The 16,215-nt window shown below is 64.3% G+C and carries 15 protein-coding genes and 1 tRNA gene; 6 read left to right on the top strand and 10 right to left on the bottom strand.

Annotated elements, in window-relative coordinates; genetic code table 11:
* Positions 1–146: 146 nt before the first annotated feature.
* Positions 147–494 (top strand): phage holin family protein, encoded by a 348-nt coding sequence (locus tag TNMX_RS10445; protein WP_015716084.1) that lies wholly within the window; start codon positions 147–149, stop codon positions 492–494.
* Here TNMX_RS10445 and TNMX_RS10440 read toward each other — a convergent pair.
* The 4 genes from TNMX_RS10440 to TNMX_RS10425 form a co-directional block, all read right to left on the bottom strand.
* A complete protein-coding gene (locus TNMX_RS10440; RefSeq protein WP_038031853.1) occupies positions 491–922 on the bottom strand; it encodes a CBS domain-containing protein in 432 nt (143 codons plus the stop codon). The genes TNMX_RS10445 and TNMX_RS10440 overlap by 4 nt on opposite strands.
* A 48-nt stretch (positions 923–970) precedes the next feature.
* Positions 971–1,777, bottom strand: coding sequence for a universal stress protein (locus TNMX_RS10435; protein ID WP_038031851.1), 807 nt, complete (start codon positions 1,775–1,777; stop codon positions 971–973).
* Entirely contained in the window at positions 1,774–2,925 is a 1,152-nt protein-coding gene (locus TNMX_RS10430) for an MFS transporter (RefSeq protein ID WP_038031849.1), read from the bottom strand. The genes TNMX_RS10435 and TNMX_RS10430 overlap by 4 nt, the downstream gene beginning before the upstream one ends.
* 89 nt (positions 2,926–3,014) lie before the next feature.
* A tRNA-Arg gene (locus TNMX_RS10425) sits at positions 3,015–3,091 on the bottom strand.
* A 44-nt stretch (positions 3,092–3,135) separates the two neighbouring features.
* On the opposite strand from TNMX_RS10425, the gene TNMX_RS10420 reads away from it, so the two are divergent.
* Positions 3,136–4,953 carry a peptidylprolyl isomerase gene (locus tag TNMX_RS10420; RefSeq protein WP_038031847.1) on the top strand — a complete coding sequence of 606 codons (1,818 nt, stop codon included), beginning with the start codon at positions 3,136–3,138 and terminating at the stop codon, positions 4,951–4,953.
* Between the two features lie 65 nt (positions 4,954–5,018).
* Entirely contained in the window at positions 5,019–6,596 is a 1,578-nt protein-coding gene (locus tag TNMX_RS10415) for a phosphoglucomutase (RefSeq protein ID WP_038031844.1), read from the top strand.
* Here TNMX_RS10415 and TNMX_RS10410 read toward each other — a convergent pair.
* The 6 genes from TNMX_RS10410 to TNMX_RS10385 form a co-directional block, all read right to left on the bottom strand.
* Positions 6,593–7,435: a carbohydrate ABC transporter permease gene (locus TNMX_RS10410; protein ID WP_019550567.1), complete on the bottom strand. Its 843-nt coding sequence runs from the start codon at positions 7,433–7,435 to the stop codon at positions 6,593–6,595. The genes TNMX_RS10415 and TNMX_RS10410 overlap by 4 nt on opposite strands.
* Positions 7,432–8,307, bottom strand: a complete 876-nt coding sequence (locus TNMX_RS10405) for a carbohydrate ABC transporter permease (protein WP_019550568.1) — start codon at positions 8,305–8,307, stop codon at positions 7,432–7,434. The genes TNMX_RS10410 and TNMX_RS10405 overlap by 4 nt, the downstream gene beginning before the upstream one ends.
* 50 nt (positions 8,308–8,357) lie before the next feature.
* Positions 8,358–9,647: an ABC transporter substrate-binding protein gene (locus tag TNMX_RS10400; protein ID WP_038031842.1), complete on the bottom strand. Its 1,290-nt coding sequence runs from the start codon at positions 9,645–9,647 to the stop codon at positions 8,358–8,360.
* Between the two features lie 131 nt (positions 9,648–9,778).
* The gene (locus TNMX_RS10395; protein ID WP_019550570.1) at positions 9,779–10,858 is read right to left on the bottom strand and encodes a TRAP transporter substrate-binding protein; all 1,080 of its coding nucleotides are present in this window, start codon (positions 10,856–10,858) and stop codon (positions 9,779–9,781) included.
* A gap of 80 nt (positions 10,859–10,938) precedes the next feature.
* Positions 10,939–11,409 carry a DUF4384 domain-containing protein gene (locus TNMX_RS10390; protein WP_019550571.1) on the bottom strand — a complete coding sequence of 157 codons (471 nt, stop codon included), beginning with the start codon at positions 11,407–11,409 and terminating at the stop codon, positions 10,939–10,941.
* Positions 11,410–11,447: 38 nt separating this feature from the next.
* Entirely contained in the window at positions 11,448–12,068 is a 621-nt protein-coding gene (locus TNMX_RS10385; protein WP_038031882.1) for a ribonuclease HII, read from the bottom strand.
* A gap of 119 nt (positions 12,069–12,187) precedes the next feature.
* On the opposite strand from TNMX_RS10385, the gene TNMX_RS10380 reads away from it, so the two are divergent.
* Genes TNMX_RS10380 through TNMX_RS10370 form a run of 3 tightly spaced genes read left to right on the top strand, consistent with a single transcriptional unit; the run spans position 12,188 to position 16,214 of the window.
* Positions 12,188–13,735: a carboxylesterase/lipase family protein gene (locus TNMX_RS10380; protein WP_038031829.1), complete on the top strand. Its 1,548-nt coding sequence runs from the start codon at positions 12,188–12,190 to the stop codon at positions 13,733–13,735.
* A gap of 4 nt (positions 13,736–13,739) precedes the next feature.
* Entirely contained in the window at positions 13,740–15,749 is a 2,010-nt protein-coding gene (locus tag TNMX_RS10375) for a molybdopterin oxidoreductase family protein (RefSeq protein ID WP_038031827.1), read from the top strand.
* Between the two features lie 36 nt (positions 15,750–15,785).
* Positions 15,786–16,214 carry an NUDIX hydrolase gene (locus tag TNMX_RS10370; protein ID WP_019550575.1) on the top strand — a complete coding sequence of 143 codons (429 nt, stop codon included), beginning with the start codon at positions 15,786–15,788 and terminating at the stop codon, positions 16,212–16,214.
* The last annotated feature ends 1 nt before the right edge of the window (position 16,215 follow it).

Genomic DNA, 16,215 nt, shown 5'->3' with positions numbered 1-16,215 from the left:
GACCGCTCATCACGGCCTCTAACTACCTATCCTCCACCCCAGCTTTCAAGATCCCCCGCCGCCCCTTCAGGCAGCGCAAAGAAAAAACTACCAGACCAAAACAAGACTGTCAAGGGGGGTGGAGGCTTTTCGGGTAAGCTAAGGCCGTGCGCGGCCTGCTGGTACGGCTTCTCCTCAACACCCTGGCCCTTTGGGTGGTGAGCCTGGTGTACCCGGGGGTTTCCTTCGCCCGGGAGGCAGGGCTTTTGGACTACTTGGTGGCGGGTGCGGTATGGGGGCTGGCCAATGCCTTACTGCGGCCCCTTCTCCTTTTCCTGACCCTGCCCTTAAACCTCATGACCCTGGGGCTCTTCACCCTGGTGGTCAACGGCATCGTGCTTTACCTGGTGGCCGAGGCCACGGCCCTTCAGGTGCCGGGCTTTGCGGAAGCCCTCATCGGGGCCTTGATCCTTTCCCTGGTAAGCCTTCTTCTCAGCTGGCTTTTCCGCGACTAGCGGTTTTCCATCACGTAGCGGGAAAGCTCCTCGATCAGGACCTCCTGCTCGGTGATGATGGCCTTGACCGCATCCCCGATGGAAACCACCCCGACCACCCTGCCCTCTTCCAAGACGGGAAGATGCCGCACCCGGTGCTCGGTCATCAGGCGCATGGCCTCTTGCAAGGTGGTTTCGGGAGTCACCGTGATCACCTCGCGGGTCATGACCTCCTCCACCAGGGTGTCCTTGGAAAACCGGCCCAGGAGGACCAGCTTCCGGGCATAGTCCCGCTCGGAGAAGATCCCGAGAAGCCTCTCCCCCTCCATGACCAGGAGGGCCCCGATGTCGTGCTCCGCCAGCTTGCGCAAAGCCTCCAGCACCGTGGCCTGGGGGTGAACGCTATAGACCCCTCCCCCCTTGCGCAACAGGACCTGCCGAACGGTCATAGAACCCCCCTTCCTTTAGGGGTTCATTATACCAGACCGAGCAAGCGCTTATCGCACGGTGAGGACCGGCCCCACCGCATGGCGCACCACGTATTCGGCGGTGCTCCCCAGGACCAGGCGGCGCACCGGCGCTCCCAGGGCCAGAAGATCCGAGGGGGTTTGCAGGGACAGAAGATGCTCTGCGGGATCGCCCGAGAAGGCCAGGGACTCCACCCGGATCCCCTGGTCCTGCAGGTAGGTCTGCGCCTCGAGGGCCCAGGTCCCTGCCTGCACCGGATCGTCGTGCACGCTCACCACCCGCACCAAAAGCCCCAGGGGTTTGGCCAAACCGGCTAAGGTGTGCAAGGCCCGCACCGCGCTTTCCGAAGCGTTGTAACCCAGGATGGCCCCTTGTATCTCCACGTAGTCGGTGGGGGCCACCAGAACCGGGGTCGGCGAGGTTCTTAGCACCCTATCCACGGTGCTTCCCAACCCCACGAAGCTTCCCCCATGGGCTTCCCCGCTTCGGCCCATGACCAGGAGGTCTGCGGTGCGGGCATGGCGCAGGATCACCTCGTGGGGTAACCCGGTTTCCATGAAGACCTCCACCTGAAGCCCCGCCTCCTCGGCACTTTTGCGAATGCGCTCCAATAAGGCCTCGCCATGGGCGGAAAGGGCCTTTTCCAGCTCTTCCCGGTAGGCGGGCACGGGCACGGTAAGGGCCCCGAAGTCCATGAGCTCCAGCACCCGGATGAGGCGGGAATCCCGGACGTAGAGGGCCACCAACTTGGCGGAAAGCTTGTAGCAAAGCCACTCCGCCAGCACCTCCGCCCCCCGGGCCTGGGGAGAGCCATCTGTGGCCAGAAGGATCCTCATGGATCCATCTTACGGCCCTCAGGCCCAGCCCCCGGTTCCCGTACCCCCTGGGCCAAGGCCCAGGCGGGCAGGATCAAGGCCCCCAGGGCCAGGAGAACCGGCATCACGCCAAAGACCTCGATCCAGTGGCCTATGGGGGCGTAGAAGAGCCCGGCGAAACCCCAGGTGAAGCCCATGAGAAGCCCGGAAACCGTGGCCGTTTGGCCCGGTTCCAGCTCCTGGGCCAAGGCCACGGCCACCGGGATCCCCGCGTTCATCAAGGCCCCGGTCAGGGCCAGAAGGACCAGGTAGGGCGCACCCCCGGGAGGCAGGAAAAGAAGGCCCAGGTACAGGGGAAGCCCAAAGGCCAGGGTCCCCACCAAAACCGCCTTCCGCCCCAGGCGGTCGGAAAGGGTACCCCCAAGGAAGGTACCCAGGGTGGCGGAGAAGCTATAGGCGGAAAGGCTTAAGGCGATGTACGCATCGGAAAGGCCCCTTTGGGTAAACCAGTAGGGCAAGGTGGTGGAAAAGCTCATAAACACCAGGCTCCTTAAGGTGGCCATCCCCCATAGGCGGGCCACATCCCCGCGAAAGACCCTCAGAAAGTCCCTGAAACCCGCGGGCTTTCCCTGGCGCCGAACGGGGGGCAGGCGCAGGAGGAGCAGGGCCGGCACCAGGGCGAGCGGGGTTAACCACACTAGGCCCCCAAGCCCCCAGGCCCCCACGGCGAACAAGGCCACCACCGGTCCCAGGGAAAGACCCAGGTACCCGGCGGACCCGAAAAAGGAAAGCCAAAAACCCCTCCGCTCCCTGGGGGCAAACTCCCCCACCAGGCTGGCCCCCGAGGCGTGGAAAAGAGCCGAACCCAAGCCGGCAAGCCCCAGGACCAAAAGCAGTACCTCGAACCGAGGCCATAGGCCCAAAGAGCCCATGCCCAAAGCCACCAGCACCGGCCCCAAGGCCGCCAAAAGCCTTCGGTCCAGCCGGTCGGCAATGAGGCCGGCCAGGGGCTGAAAAAGGCTACCCGTAAGGGAATACACGGACACCAGAAGCCCCACCGTCCCAAGCCCTACCCCAAAGTGGGCCATCAGCTTGGGCAGAAGGGGTGTGAGGAAGTTGGAAAAGAGGTCGTTGACCGTGTGAAGCCAGGCCAGGAGAAGCGGCAGCACCCTCCCATGCTAAACCCCTTTCTCATGGGGAGTGTGTTACAATCCCTTCGTGCTTGTGGGCTTTCCGGTAGGCGGGGGAAAAAGAAAAATGGCGCGCCCGAGAGGACTCGAACCTCTGACCTTCGGCTCCGGAGGCCGACGCTCTATCCAGCTGAGCTACGGGCGCACTCAGCGGGATGTATCCTAGCACGCTAAGGAGGAGGCGGTCAAGTGTTCGGTATCAGCAAGAAAGCCATCACCATCCTTTTCGGTCTTCTGGCCTTGGCCTTCGCCGTGGGGGCCATCCTCCTCTTCACCCCGCAGGCAGGGCAGCAGGCACGGGGCAAACCCGTGCTGTGGGTGAACGGGAAGGCGGTTTACGAGCTGGACCTGCTCAGGCTCCAGGGGAACGACCCCCTTTACGCCGCAAACCCGCAAGGGCTCCTCAAGAACCTGGTGGACACCCATTTCCTGGAGCAGGTGATCCTCACCGAGGCCCTCAAACAGGACGCCGCCCGGATACGGGTGGGTAGCGCCGAGGTGCGCAAGGAGGTGGACCGCATCCGGGAACAGCTTGGCCTAAAGGACAAGAAGGCCTACGAGCAGTTCCTGAACCAGGTGGGGTACACGGATGCCCAGCTCAGGAGTGAGATAAAAACCCAGCTCCAGATCCAGAAGCGCCTCGAGCAGATCCGCTCCGCGGCCAAGCCCACCCCGGAAGAGGTGCGGTTTTACTTTGAGGTGCACCAGGAGGATTACAAGGGTGAGCCCCAGGTGAAGGCCCGCCAGATCGTGGTGGACGATGCCAAACTGGCGGCGGAGCTTCTGGCCAAGGCCCAGGCCGGGGAGGACTTTGCCGCCTTGGCCAAGCAGCACTCCAAGGTGGGGGCCGAGCAAGGTGGGGCCTTGGGGGCTGCTCCCGGAGAAAGCGAGTCCAAACCCGTGACCAAGGTGGTCTTCCCCGAGAAGGTGGCGGAGGCAGTCTTCGCCAAGCAGGGGCCTGGCCTGGTGGGACCCATAGAGGCTGGGGGCCGGTACTACCTGGTGAAGGTGGAGGAGTACCTGCCCCCCAAGGTGCCCACCTTTGAGGAGGTGAAGGAGCAGGTGGAGAAGGATGCCCAGGAGGCCAAGGGGAACGGGGCCCTCGAGGCCTACCTGGAAGACCTCCGCCGGAAGGCCCAGGTGCGCTTCGCCGAGGATAGCCCCTACAGCTACAAGAACCCTCCCGTGGCCAAGGTGGGCGACAGGGAAATCCTGCTGAGCGAGATTCTCCAGCCGGTTTTCTCCAACCAGCAGACCGCTGCCCTCATCCAGCAGGGCCTGGGGGAGCTGGCGGTGCAGTTCTTCCTGCCCCAGACCCTGGAAAGCCTGATCGACCGCGAGCTCCTGGTGGAGGCCGCCAAGAAGAGCGGCCAACCCTTCATCGGCTCCAAGGACCAGATCGCCCAGGCCTACCTCCTCTACGAAACCCGGGGCCTCACCGCCACCGAGGAGGAAGCCCGCAAATTCTACGCGGAAAACCCCGCCCTCTTCACCATCCCGGCCAGCGCCGAGGTGAGGGGGGTAGTCTTTAAGGCCGAGGCCAAGGCCAAGGCCTTCCGTGAGGCGGCTTTAAAAGGCGGCGATCTTCAGGCCCTGGCCAAGGCCCAGGAGGGTAGCGTCACCGAGTACGGCACCGTGAACCCCAACCAGCTCCCCGCCGTTTTGGACCGCCTGGTCTTCAAGGTGAAGGAAACCTTCCCCAAGGGTCCTTTGGGGGAGGTGAGCGAGGTGGTGAAGCTGGAAGATGGCACCTTTGCCGTGCTGATCATCAAAGACCGCAAGCCGGAGGTGCTCAAGCCCTTCGCGGAAGTGGTGGAGCAGGCTAAGGAAGGGGTCATCAACCGGAAGCGGCAGCAGCAGGCCCAGGCCCTCATTCAGGAGCTCCGTAAGGCCGCCAAGATAGAAAACCGCCTGAGCCAGGTGCTGGCGGAACTCACCCCCAAAACCCAGGAGCCGGCGAAATCCCCTACACAGGAGGCTCCCAAGGAAGCGCCTTCCAAGCCCTAGGCCGGAATAAACCCGCAGGGAGGCCCCAGGCGCCTGGGGCCTCCTGGGTTTTTTAAGATGGAAACATGGACCTCCTCAGGCTCCTCACCCTTTACTACGAAGAGCGCCCCGACCCCCAAAACCCCTTCGAGCGGGTGGCCTTCGGCACCAGCGGCCACCGGGGCACAAGCCTCAGGGGCACCTTTACCGAGGCCCACGTGCTGGCCATCGCCCAAGCCATCGCCGACCTCCGGGCCTCCTTTGGAGCCACCGGACCCCTCTTCCTGGCCAAGGACACCCACGCCCTCTCCGAACCTGCCTGGGCCACGACCCTCACCGTCCTCGCCGCCAACGGCATAGAGGTGCGCCTCGAGGAGGGCTACACCCCCACCCCCCTGGTTTCCCTGGCCATCCTGGAGCACAACGCCCACCACCCCGCCAAGGCGGATGGCATCCTCCTCACCCCCAGCCACAACCCCCCCGAGGACGGGGGGCTTAAGTACAACCCCCCTACCGGCGGCCCCGCAGACACCCGCATCACCAAGGCCATTGAGGAAAGGGCGAACGCCCTCCTTGCGGAAGGGCTAAAGGGAGTGAAGCGCCTTCCCCTGCGGGAGGCCCTGAAAAGGGCCAAGCCCTTTGACTACGTGGGGCTTTATGTGGAGAAGATCCGGGAGGCCGTGGACCTCGAGGCCATAAAGGTAGCTGGCTTGCGCCTCGGGGTGGATCCTTTGGGCGGCGCCAGCCTAAGGGTGTGGGAGCGGCTTGCCGAGGCCTACCGGCTCAACCTCGAGGTGGTCAACCCCACCGTAGACCCCACCTTCCGCTTCATGCCCCCTGACCACGACGGCAAGATTCGCATGGACTGCTCAAGCCCCTACGCCATGGCGGGCCTTCTGGCGCTGAAGGACCGCTTTGACCTGGCCATCGGCAACGATCCCGACGCCGATCGCCACGGCATCGTCACCCGAAAGGGCCTCATGAACCCCAACCACTACCTGGCGGCCGCCGTCTTCCACCTCTACACCACCCGCACCTGGCCGGGGGCCAAGGTGGGCAAGACCGCGGTGACCAGCGCCCTTCTGGACCGGGTGGCCAAGGCCTTGGGGCGGGAGGTCTACGAAACCCCCGTGGGCTTCAAGTACTTCGTGGACGGGCTCCTGGAAGGCTGGCTGGGATTCAGCGGGGAGGAAAGCGCCGGGGCCAGCTTCCTGCGCTTCGACGGCAGGCCCTTTTCCACCGATAAGGACGGCATCCTCCTGGGGCTTTTGGCAGCGGAGATCCTGGCCAAGCGGGAAAAGGGGCCCGACGAGCTCTACGAGGAGCTGGCCGTGCACCTGGGCCGGCCCCATTACGCCCGCAAGGACCTCCCCATCTCCCCCGAGACCAAGGCCAGGCTGGCCCGCCTTTCCCCTGAGGATGTAAAGGAAAAGGAGCTGGCAGGGGAGCCCATCCTGGCCATCCTCACCCGGGCCCCCGGCAACGGGGAGCCCCTGGGGGGGCTAAAGGTGGTAACGGAAAACGCTTGGTTCGCTGCCCGCCCCAGCGGCACCGAGGACGTGGCCAAAGTGTATGCGGAAAGCTTCAAGGGGGAAGGGCACCTAAAGGAGGTCCTCGAGGCCGCCCTGGCCCTGGTGGCAAAGACCTTGGGATTGAGTACCTAGCCCTTTACCGCCCCGGCGGTAAGCCCTGCCACGATCCGCTGCTGGAAGATGAGCACCAGCACCACCAGGGGCACGGTGACCACCACGCTGGCCGCCATGATGGAACCCCACGGGATCTCAAAGGGCGTGGCTCCCCCAAAGCTGGCGATGGCTGGGGGAACCGTCTTCACCTTATCCCCCACGGTAAAGGTGAGGGCGAAGAGGTACTCGTTCCAGGCGGCGATGAAGGCGAGAAGCCCCGTGGTCACCAAACCGGGGCCCGTAAGGGGAAGCATGATGCGCACCAGGGTCTGCAAGGGCGTGGCCCCGTCCACATAGGCTGCCTCCTCCAACTCCCTGGGTAGACCCTTGAAATAACCCACCAGCACCCAGACGGTAAAGGGCAGGGTGAAGAGAAGGTAGCTGAGGATGAGACCCAGGTGGGTGTTGAATAACCCCGCTTGGCGTAGCAGCATGAAAAGCCCCCCCAAGACCGCGATCTGGGGAAACATGGTCATGGCTAAGACCAAGTAGAGCACGGCATTCTTGGGAGGGAAAGGGAGCCTGCCCAAGGCGTAGGCCGCCAAAACCCCCAGGGTCAGGGAAAGCAGGGTCGCCCCCCCGGCCACCATCAGGGAGTTCAGGAGGTTTCGGCCAAAGTTGGCCTGGATGAAAACATTCCGGTAGTGGTCCAGGGTAAAGGGAAGAGGCAAGAGGCTGGGATTACTGGCGAAAAGGGCATCGGAAGGCTTAAAGCTAGAGATCACCGCCCAGTAAAACGGAAACACGCTATACACCACCACGAAGACCACCAGCAGGTAAAAGAGCAAGCGATTCCCCATGCGCAGAAAAGCCCTCATCGCAAGGCCTCCCTACCCAGGGTGCGCATATAGACCACCACGAAGAGGAAGATAAGGAGCAGAATGGCCACGCTTATGGCCGACCCATACCCCAGGTCCTGGAAGTCGATCAGGGTCTGGCGGTTGTACACGGCCAGGGTACGGGTGGCGGGGTTCACCCCGCTCATGACGAAGATGACGTCGAACACCCTCAAGGCATCCAGGGTGCGGAAGATGAGGGCCACCACCAAGGCAGGGGTAAGAAGGGGGAGGGTGATGGCCCAAAACTGCTGCCAACGGTTAGCCCCGTCGATGCTGGCCGCCTCGTAAAGCTCCTCGGGAATCAACTGCAGACCAGCCAGAAGCAGGAGGGCCATAAAAGGCGTGGTCTTCCACACATCCACGGCGATGATGGCGGGCAGGACCAGCTCGGGCCGGGCAAGGAAGGCCACCTTTTGCGAGAGGATACCCAGCTTTACCCCCAGGATGTTGATGATTCCATAGACGTCGTGGAGCATCCACTGCCACATCTTGGCGGAAACCACTGTGGGAATAGCCCAGGGAATGAGGATGGCGGTGCGTACCAGGCCCCGACCCTTGAAGTTGGAGTGAATAATCAAGGCGATGGCCAAACCCAAAAGGGTCTCTAGGCTAACGGAGACCACCGTAAACTTCACCGTGTTCCAAAGGGCCTGGCGAAAATCGGGGTCCTGAAGAAGGTACAGGTAGTTTTTGAAGCCCACAAACTCCGGGGGTTCCACAAAGGCGATGTCCGCCCGAAAGAAGGACCAGTAGAAAACCTGGGCCAGAGGATACCCCGCCACCAGCACCACCACCAAGAGGGTGGGGAGGACCAATAGCCAGGCCAGGCGTACCTGCCGTTGCGTCAACATGGTTTGCGGATAAGCCCCCGGGGGGAATCCCCCCGGGGACGGGAGGAAGGTTAGCGGAGGATGCGGCGGAGGCGCCCCTCGAGGTCCCGAACCGCCATCTCCCCGGTCTTCTTCCCGGTGAGGACGCTATGGACCTCGGTCCAGATGGCCTCGGACACCTGGTTGTACTTGGCCCCGGCCACATCGGAGGGCCGGGAAACCGCATTCTGGAAGACGGGAAGGAGGTCGCGGAACCAGGGGTTCCTGGCCAGGACACCCCGGTCGGTGTAGAGGGCCGGACGGGTGGGCAAACGGGAAAGCCGGATGGCGTTGTCCTTCTGCACCTCGTAGGAGGCCAGGTACCGCACCAGGTCGGCGGACTCCTTGGGATAACGGCTGTAGGCGGAAACCATGAGCTGCCAACCTCCCAAGGTGGCGGCGTTTGGGGCATCGGCTCCGCCCTTGGGAAGCACCGTGACCCCGAACTTGCCGCGGATGGCGCTTCCCTCCGCCTGGCCAAGGGCGTAGGCGTAGGGCCAGTTGCGCATGAAGAGGCTATTGCCCTGCTGCCAGACGTTCCTCGCCTCCTCCTCGGCATAGCTGGTGACCCCCGAGGGGGCAATGGTGCCCACAAAGCGGCGCACGGTGTTCAGGGCCAGGGCCGCACGACCGTTGTTGATGCTGATGGTGCCATCGGGCTCTATGATGCGCCCGCCCCTATGGGAGTAGATCCACTCCAAGGCGTTGCAGGTAAGGCCCTCATAAGCCTTGCCCTGGAACACGAAACCCCAAAAGTCACGGTTGCCTGCCTTGCGCTCGCCCTCCATCACCTTCTGGGCCATCTGCTCCAGCTCGGCCCAGGTGCGGGGTGGGTTCTTGAAGCCGTATTTGGCCAGAAGGTCTTTGCGGTAGTAGAGGATGCCCGCATCGGTAAAGAAGGGAATGGAGGTGAGCTTTCCCCGGATGGTGTTGTTCTGGACAATGCGGGGGAAGAACTCCTTGAGCTCATTATCCGAGAAGTACTGCTTAAGGTCAGCGGCATGGGGGGTCACGATGCCCGGCCAGATGACGTCGATCATGTACACGTCCACATCCGGGCTCTTGGCCGCCCAGTACTGCTGGTAGAGGGCCAGGCGGTCGTTGGTGTCCGCAGGGGAGTCGATGTACTCCACCCGGGTGCCCGTCTTCTTGCCCCAGGCCTCCACCATCTCCTTCATCCAACGGCCGCCCTCCCCCACCGCGGTGGAGTCCCCGGCCACCCGGATGACCGGGCCCGCCTGGGCCCGCACCAGAGCTGATCCCCAGAGAGCGCTGGCCGCCAACCCGACCCCTGCCTTCTTGAGAAACTCCCTACGCCTCATACAAACCTCCTGTGGAAGCTTTTCCAGGAGGATTTTAAACCTGGTCCACCCGGCCCGTCAAGCCCTGGAGCAGGCCCTTCCCTCAAAACGAAACCCCGGGGGTTCCACCCCCGGGACAACCAAGCCAGGGATTAGACGGCAGGGAAGGCGAAGCTTTCGTAACCCAGCTCCGCCACCGCAAACCAGCGGTACTGCTCCTCCCGGAACTTCTTCCAGGCGGTGTAGACCTTCCGGTAGGTGGCGTCCTTGGCCGCCTCCTCCTCGTACCAGTCAAAGGCTGCCTTCTGGGCCGCCTTCATTACGTCAGCGGGCCACTTGCGCAACCGCACCCCCGCCTTGATGAGCCGCTGGAGGGCAGGGGGGTTCACCTGGTCGTACTTGGCCAGCATGGACAGGTTGGCCTCGGCGGCCGCCACCTCGAGGGCCTGCTGGTACTCCTTGGGTAGCTTCCTCCACTCGTTCAGGTTCACGTAGAAGGAGAGCTGGGGACCGGGCTCGTGCCAGCCAGGGTAGTAGTAGTACTTGGCCACCTTGTAAAAGCCCAGCTTCTCGTCGTCATAGGGGCCCACCCACTCGGCGGCGTCCACCACACCCCGCTCCAGGGCCGGGTAGATGTCCCCACCCGCCAGCACCTGGGGCACCACCCCAAGCCGGCTCATCACCTGGCCGCCCGGGCCGGGGATACGCATCTTGAGGCCCTTGAGATCGGCCACGCCCTTGATCTCCCTGCGGAACCAGCCCCCCATCTGGGCCCCGGTGTTGCCGCCGGGGAACTGGATGATGCCAAAGTCGGCAAAGATGGGGCGGAAAAGCTCAATACCGCCGCCATAGTACATCCAGGCGTTCTGCTGCCGGGCGGTGAGGCCGAAGGGCACTGCGGTGTCAAAGGCGAAAACCGCTGCCTTGCCCACGAAATAGTAGCTGGCGGTGTGCCCCACCTGGATCGTGCCCTGCTGCACGGCGTCCATCACCTGGAGCCCAGGCACGATCTCCCCTGCCTGGTAAGGGCGGATCTGGAAGCGGCCGCCGGTGAGGGTGGAAACCCGCTCCGCCAGCACCTCCGCTGCCCCATAGATGGTGTCCAGGCTCTTGGGGAAGCTACTGGCTAGCCGCCACCTCACGCTGGGCTGGGCCTGGGCAAAGACTGGGCCAAAAGCTGCGCTGGCCGCTACGCCGATACCTGCCTTCTTCAAGAAGTCACGCCGCTTCATTGTTGACCTCCTTAGCGGTCCGGGGGGATTATACCCCACCTAGGAGTGGAAAGCGCAAGCCCCCTTGCAAGTTTTTGCGGTCAGCGTATGTAGAAGTAGGTCTCTGCCACCTGGTAACGGCGGGCTCCAGAGGTTTCCAAATAGACCCTTAGCCGGGCATCCCAGTCGGTGTATACTCCTTCCAAGCGCAGGCTCCCGGGATGGGTATCCGTGTAGATGGCCCGCACCCGCTGAAGCCCTCGAGGGGGCGTGACCGTATAGCGGTAGGCCCCCGGGGGAAGCACATGGGTGCCCCGGCCCAGGTAAAAACGGTCAAACTCGTAGGTACGCCCGTCGGGATCTATGGCCACCAGGCTTATCCAACCGGGATCCGCCAGGGTGAGGAAGAAGCGCACCTCCTCCCCCACGTAGTAGGTGGCCCCCGCTCCCCGATCCGGCTCGAAGCGCAGGATGGCCGGAGTGAAGTCCAGGCGGTAGCTTACCGTCACCCCCTCGAGGGTCACGGTGCAGGCGGAAAGTAGCCCCGCCAAAAGAATCCCCAAAAGCCGCATACCCACCTCCTTCTCCTCAAGCTTATCTCCAAGGGGACCTACTCCCCTTCAGGAAACCTTAAGGGAGCCTGGGCCACTGGGGAAAAGCGCCTACGGTGCACGGGGGATGGCCCCAGGGCCTGGAGGGCCCTTTGGTGCTCTGGGGTGCCATAGCCCTTGTGCCGAGCAAAACCGTAGCCCGGGTAAAGGCGGTCCAGCTCCTCCATGAGCCGGTCCCGGTGCACCTTGGCCAGGATGCTGGCAGCAGCCACGCTGGGGCTTTTTTGGTCCGCCTTGGGAGGGGCCAGGAGGGGCAAGGAAGTGGCCACCTGCAGGTAGTCGGTGACCAGGGCCTCAGGGCCAGGGTGCAACCGATCCAAGGCCCTCCTTGCCGCAAGAAGGGTGGCCTTTAAGACCCCAAGCCGGTCCACCTCGGCCACCTCCACCACCTCGAGGGCGTAGGCCAGGGCCACCCGCTTGACCTCCTCCGCCATCCGGACCCGCATCTTTGGGGTAAGGAGTTTGGAATCCCGGAAAGGGTAACGCCCGCTAGGGGAAAGGTCCAGTGGCGGCAGGATCACCGCCCCCACCACGATGGGGCCGGCCCAGGCTCCCCGGCCCGCCTCGTCTATCCCGGCCACCCTAAGCCCCAAGGACCAGAAGGGGGCCTCGAGGTCCATCCCTGCATCCTCCCTAGCCAACCTAGGCCCTTCGGGCCCCTTATCCTCCCCCATCCCCTGGCATTATGCCCCAAGCCCAGGGTTGGCACTCCCGTATATACTCTGGATAGAGTTTGTTTATGCGCCCCCTCGCCCTCCTTAAGGTATCCACACTAGCCCTAGGCCTCGCCCTGGCCCAGGAGGTTGTGGTCCAGACCCCCTTGGGCCTGGCTTTGGGCCAGGTGGAGAAGGGAGCCATTGCCTTCTACGGCCTGCCCTATGCGGAGGCGGGCCGCTTCCAAGCTCCAAAGCCCGTGGCCTCCTGGCCCAAAGGGGTGGGCAGGGAAAGGGTGGCCTGTCCCCAGACTCCAGGAACCACCGCCCGGCTAGGGGGGTACATCCCCCCGCAAAAGGAGGACTGCCTGGTCCTAAACCTCTTCCTGCCCCTAAGGCCCCCGCCCCCAGGGGGGTTTCCCGTCATGGTCTTTCTGCACGGGGGAGGCTTCACCTCAGGAAGTGCCGCCGAGCCCATCTACGGGGGGCACCTCTTGGCCCAGGAAGGGGTGGTGGTGGTCTCGGTGGACTACCGCCTAGGGCCCCTGGGATTTTTAGCCCTCCCCGCTTTGGCCCAGGAAGACCCCAAGGCCGTGGGCAACTACGGGCTTTTAGATGTGATTGAGGCCCTTCGCTTTGTCCAGCGCCATATCGCTTACTTCGGCGGCGACCCGCAAAACGTCACCCTCTTTGGGGAATCGGCAGGGGGCATGCTGGTCTGCACCCTCCTCGCCACACCGGAAGCCCAGGGGCTTTTCCACAGGGCCATCCTCCAGTCGGGTGGATGCCACCAGGTGCGCCCCTTGGAGAAAGACTTCCCTTCCGGGGAACGGTGGGCCAAAGATCTAGGCTGCCCCCCTGAAGACCTCGCCTGCCTTAGGCGTCTTCCCCTAGAACGCCTCTTCCCACCTGGGGAGGCTAAAGGTCTACCCGACATCACCGCTGCAACTCTAAGTTTTCCCCACGCCCCCTTCAAGCCTCACCTGGGAGTCCTCCTTCCAGAAATCCCCTCGGAAGCCCTGAGCCAAGGCAAGGCCCGAGGTATCCCCCTCCTGGTGGGGGCCAACCTCGAGGAGCTTGCCTTTCCCACCCTGGCCTGGCTCCTGGGGCCCAGGACCTGGGAGGAGTTCAGCGGAAGGCTTGCCGCCCAGGGTATTCCCCCAAAGGAGCGGGAGGCTTTAACGAAGGTCTACCAAAAGCGTTTTCCCGACCCCCGAAAGGCCTGGGGAGAGGTCCAGACGGACCTACAACTCCTCTGCCCCTCCCTGAAGGCCGCCAGGCTCCAGGCTCCCTTCGCCCCCACCTACGCCTACCTCTTCACCTTCCGTGTCCCCGGCTTTGAAGGTCTAGGCGCTTTCCACGGTCTGGAGCTCGCCCCCCTATTCGGCCAGCTCCAGGAGATGCCCTTCTTCCCCCTTTTCCTTAGCGCTGAAGCCCGGGAAAAGGCCGAAGCCTTGGGCAAGCGGATGCGCCGCTACTGGACGAGCTTTGCCAAGGAAGGGGAGCCCCGGGGCTGGCCCCGCTGGCCTCTCTACCGGGAGGGCTACCTCCTCCGGCTGGACGAGCCCCCGGGCCTCCTTCCCGATCCCTATGAGGAGAGGTGCGGTGTCCTCGAGGCCCTGGGGCTACTATAGGGGCATGAAGGCCCGCGCCACCTGCCCCCTGGACTGCCCCGATGCCTGTAGCCTCCTGCTTACCCTTGAAGAGGGAAGGCTCTCCCGGGTGGAGGGGGATCCCCGCCACCCCGTCACCCGAGGCTTCGCCTGCGCCAAAACCTACCGCTACCCGGAAAGGGTAAGGGAGCGCCTCCTTTACCCCATGCGCCGGGTGGGCAGGAAGGGCGAAGGCCGATTTGAACGGGTTTCCTGGGAGGAGGCCCTGGGGGGGATCGCGGAAAGGCTAAGGACCATCCTGGACGCCTATGGCGGGGAAGCCGTCCTCCCCTACCACTACGCGGGCACCATGGGCCTTATTGAAAACCAACATCCCCTGGCCTTCTTCCGGGCCATCGGGGCCAGCGAGCTAGAGGAAACCATCTGCGCCACCGCGGGAAGCGCCGCCTGGGAGATGACCTACGGGGTGAAGCTGGGTCCGGACCCCGAGGAGGTGCCCCAGGCCCGCTACCTTCTCCTTTGGGGCATCAACAGCCTCTCCACCAACAGCCACCTCACCCCCTTCCTCAAGGAAGCCAGGAAACGGGGGGCCAAGGTGGTGCACCTGGACCCCTACGAGAACTCCACCAGCCGATTCGCCGACCAGCACATCAAGCTCCGCCCGGGCACCGACGCCGCCTTGGCCTACGCCCTGGCCCACGTGCTCTTCCGGGAAAACCTGGTGGACTGGGAATACCTCAAGGAGGCCGCCACGGGGTTGGAAGCCTTCCAGGAGGAGGCCCGGAAGTGGCCCCCAGAAAGGGCCGAGGCCCTCACCGGGGTGCCCAAGGAAGCCATGGAGCGGCTGGCCCGGGAACTCGGGGAAGCCAAACGGGTCTTCCTCCGGGTGGGCTACGGGATGACCCGGCACCCCGGTGGGGGGAATGCCTTAAGGGCGGTGATCCTCCTCCCCGCCCTCCTGGGAGCCTGGCGCTACCCGGGGTGCGGGGCGCTTCTTTCCACCAGCGGGGCCTTCCCCCTCAACAAGCGCCTCCTGGGGGGAAGGCATCTTCTGGAAGGATCCCACCCCCATGAGGGCTACTTTCGTCCCAACCCCAGGGTACGCCGGATCAACATGAACCAGCTGGCCAGCGCCCTTACCCGGCTCGACCCCCCCATCCGGGCCCTTTTCGTCTTCAACTCCAACCCCCTGGTGGTGGCCCCCAACACGGCTGGGGTTAAGGAGGGGCTCTTGCGGGAGGACCTCTTCACCGTGGTGCTGGAGCAGGTCTTCACGGAAACCGCCCTTTACGCCGACTACCTCCTTCCCGCCACCTTCTTTTACGAGCACCCCGACCTCTACACCAGCTACGGCCACTACTACCCCTCCTGGAACGAGCCCCTAACCGAGCCCGAAGGGGAGGCCAGGCCCAACACCTGGGTCTTCCGGGAACTGGCCAGGAGGCTTGGCCTAAAGGAACCCACCCTCTACTGGACCGCGGAGGAGGTGGCAGAAAGCCTCCTGGATGTGGACCACCCCTACCTTGCGGGCATCAACCTGAAGAGGCTTAAGGAGGAGGGGTTTGTGAAGCTCAACCTCCCCAAGCCCTTCCTGCCCTTCAGAAACGGCCCCGTACGCTTTAGCCCACCCCCTGAGGTCATCCCCACCCAAACCCTCCCCGGCTACCCCTTGATCCTCCTCACCCCCCCGGCCCACCGCTTCCTGAACACCACCTACGGGAACGTCCAGGCCCTGGTGGAGGCGGAAGGAGGCGAGCCCAGGCTTCTCATCCACCCCAAGGACGCCGAGGAGCGGGGGATCACCGAGGGCATGCTGGTCTACATCCACTCCCCCCAAGGCAGGGTGGTGCGCAAGGCCAAGGTGACGGAGGCCCCCATGCCGGGGACGGTGGTCCTCGAGGGCACCTGGTGGGAGAAGTGGGCCCCCGATGGCAAGGGCATCAACCACCTCACCGCGGAAACCCTCACCGACTTAGGGGGCGGAAGCACCTTCCACAGCACCCCGGTGGAGGTGGAACCCCTCCGCCTGGCCTGATTTGCGCCTGGGCTAGGGTTTTGCTAGGCTGGTTGGGTGCAGACGGCCAAGCCCCTTAAGCGCGCGGTGGCCCTGGCCGCCTGGAGCGAGGAAGGGCTTCTCTTGGTGAAGCGGCCCGAGGAGGACCCCGAGTTCGCCGGGGCCTGGGGCCTGCCGGCGGTGAGCCTTGGGGATGGAGAAGGCCCGGAGGATGGGGCCCTAAGGGTAGGCCGGGAGAAGCTGGGGGCCGGGGTGGAGGTCCTCCGGCCCGTGGCCTTCGGGGTGGAGGAGCGGACCGCGTACACCCTGGAGCTTTGGGTGGTGGAGGCCAGGCTTCTCGCCAGGCCTGAGCTTCCCGAGCCCAAGCCCGGCAAGACCTACTACCGGGCCTACCGCTTTGGCCGGCCCGAGGAGCTTAGGGAAGCCGCCCGGCAAGGCTCCTTATGCAGCCGCCTTTACCTGGCGGTGAAAGGTCTCTGCCCGTGAC

It is taken from the genome of Thermus sp. NMX2.A1 (assembly GCF_000511705.1).
Lineage (GTDB): Bacteria > Deinococcota > Deinococci > Deinococcales > Thermaceae > Thermus > Thermus scotoductus.
This window is presented reverse-complemented; position numbering and strand designations above follow the sequence as displayed.

Bases quoted from the DNA above. Each gene is read 5' to 3' on its own strand.
- TNMX_RS10440 (WP_038031853.1), bottom strand. From the start codon at position 922: ATGACCGTTCGGCAGGTCCTGTTGCGCAAGGGGGGAGGGGTCTATAGC.
- TNMX_RS10435 (WP_038031851.1), bottom strand. From the start codon at position 1,777: ATGAGGATCCTTCTGGCCACAGATGGCTCTCCCCAGGCCCGGGGGGCG.
- TNMX_RS10415 (WP_038031844.1), top strand. From the start codon at position 5,019: ATGGACCTCCTCAGGCTCCTCACCCTTTACTACGAAGAGCGCCCCGAC.
- TNMX_RS10410 (WP_019550567.1), bottom strand. From the start codon at position 7,435: ATGAGGGCTTTTCTGCGCATGGGGAATCGCTTGCTCTTTTACCTGCTG.
- TNMX_RS10405 (WP_019550568.1), bottom strand. From the start codon at position 8,307: ATGTTGACGCAACGGCAGGTACGCCTGGCCTGGCTATTGGTCCTCCCC.
- TNMX_RS10400 (WP_038031842.1), bottom strand. From the start codon at position 9,647: ATGAGGCGTAGGGAGTTTCTCAAGAAGGCAGGGGTCGGGTTGGCGGCC.
- TNMX_RS10395 (WP_019550570.1), bottom strand. From the start codon at position 10,858: ATGAAGCGGCGTGACTTCTTGAAGAAGGCAGGTATCGGCGTAGCGGCC.
- TNMX_RS10390 (WP_019550571.1), bottom strand. From the start codon at position 11,409: ATGCGGCTTTTGGGGATTCTTTTGGCGGGGCTACTTTCCGCCTGCACC.
- TNMX_RS10385 (WP_038031882.1), bottom strand. From the start codon at position 12,068: ATGGACCTCGAGGCCCCCTTCTGGTCCTTGGGGCTTAGGGTGGCCGGG.
- TNMX_RS10380 (WP_038031829.1), top strand. From the start codon at position 12,188: ATGCGCCCCCTCGCCCTCCTTAAGGTATCCACACTAGCCCTAGGCCTC.
- TNMX_RS10375 (WP_038031827.1), top strand. From the start codon at position 13,740: ATGAAGGCCCGCGCCACCTGCCCCCTGGACTGCCCCGATGCCTGTAGC.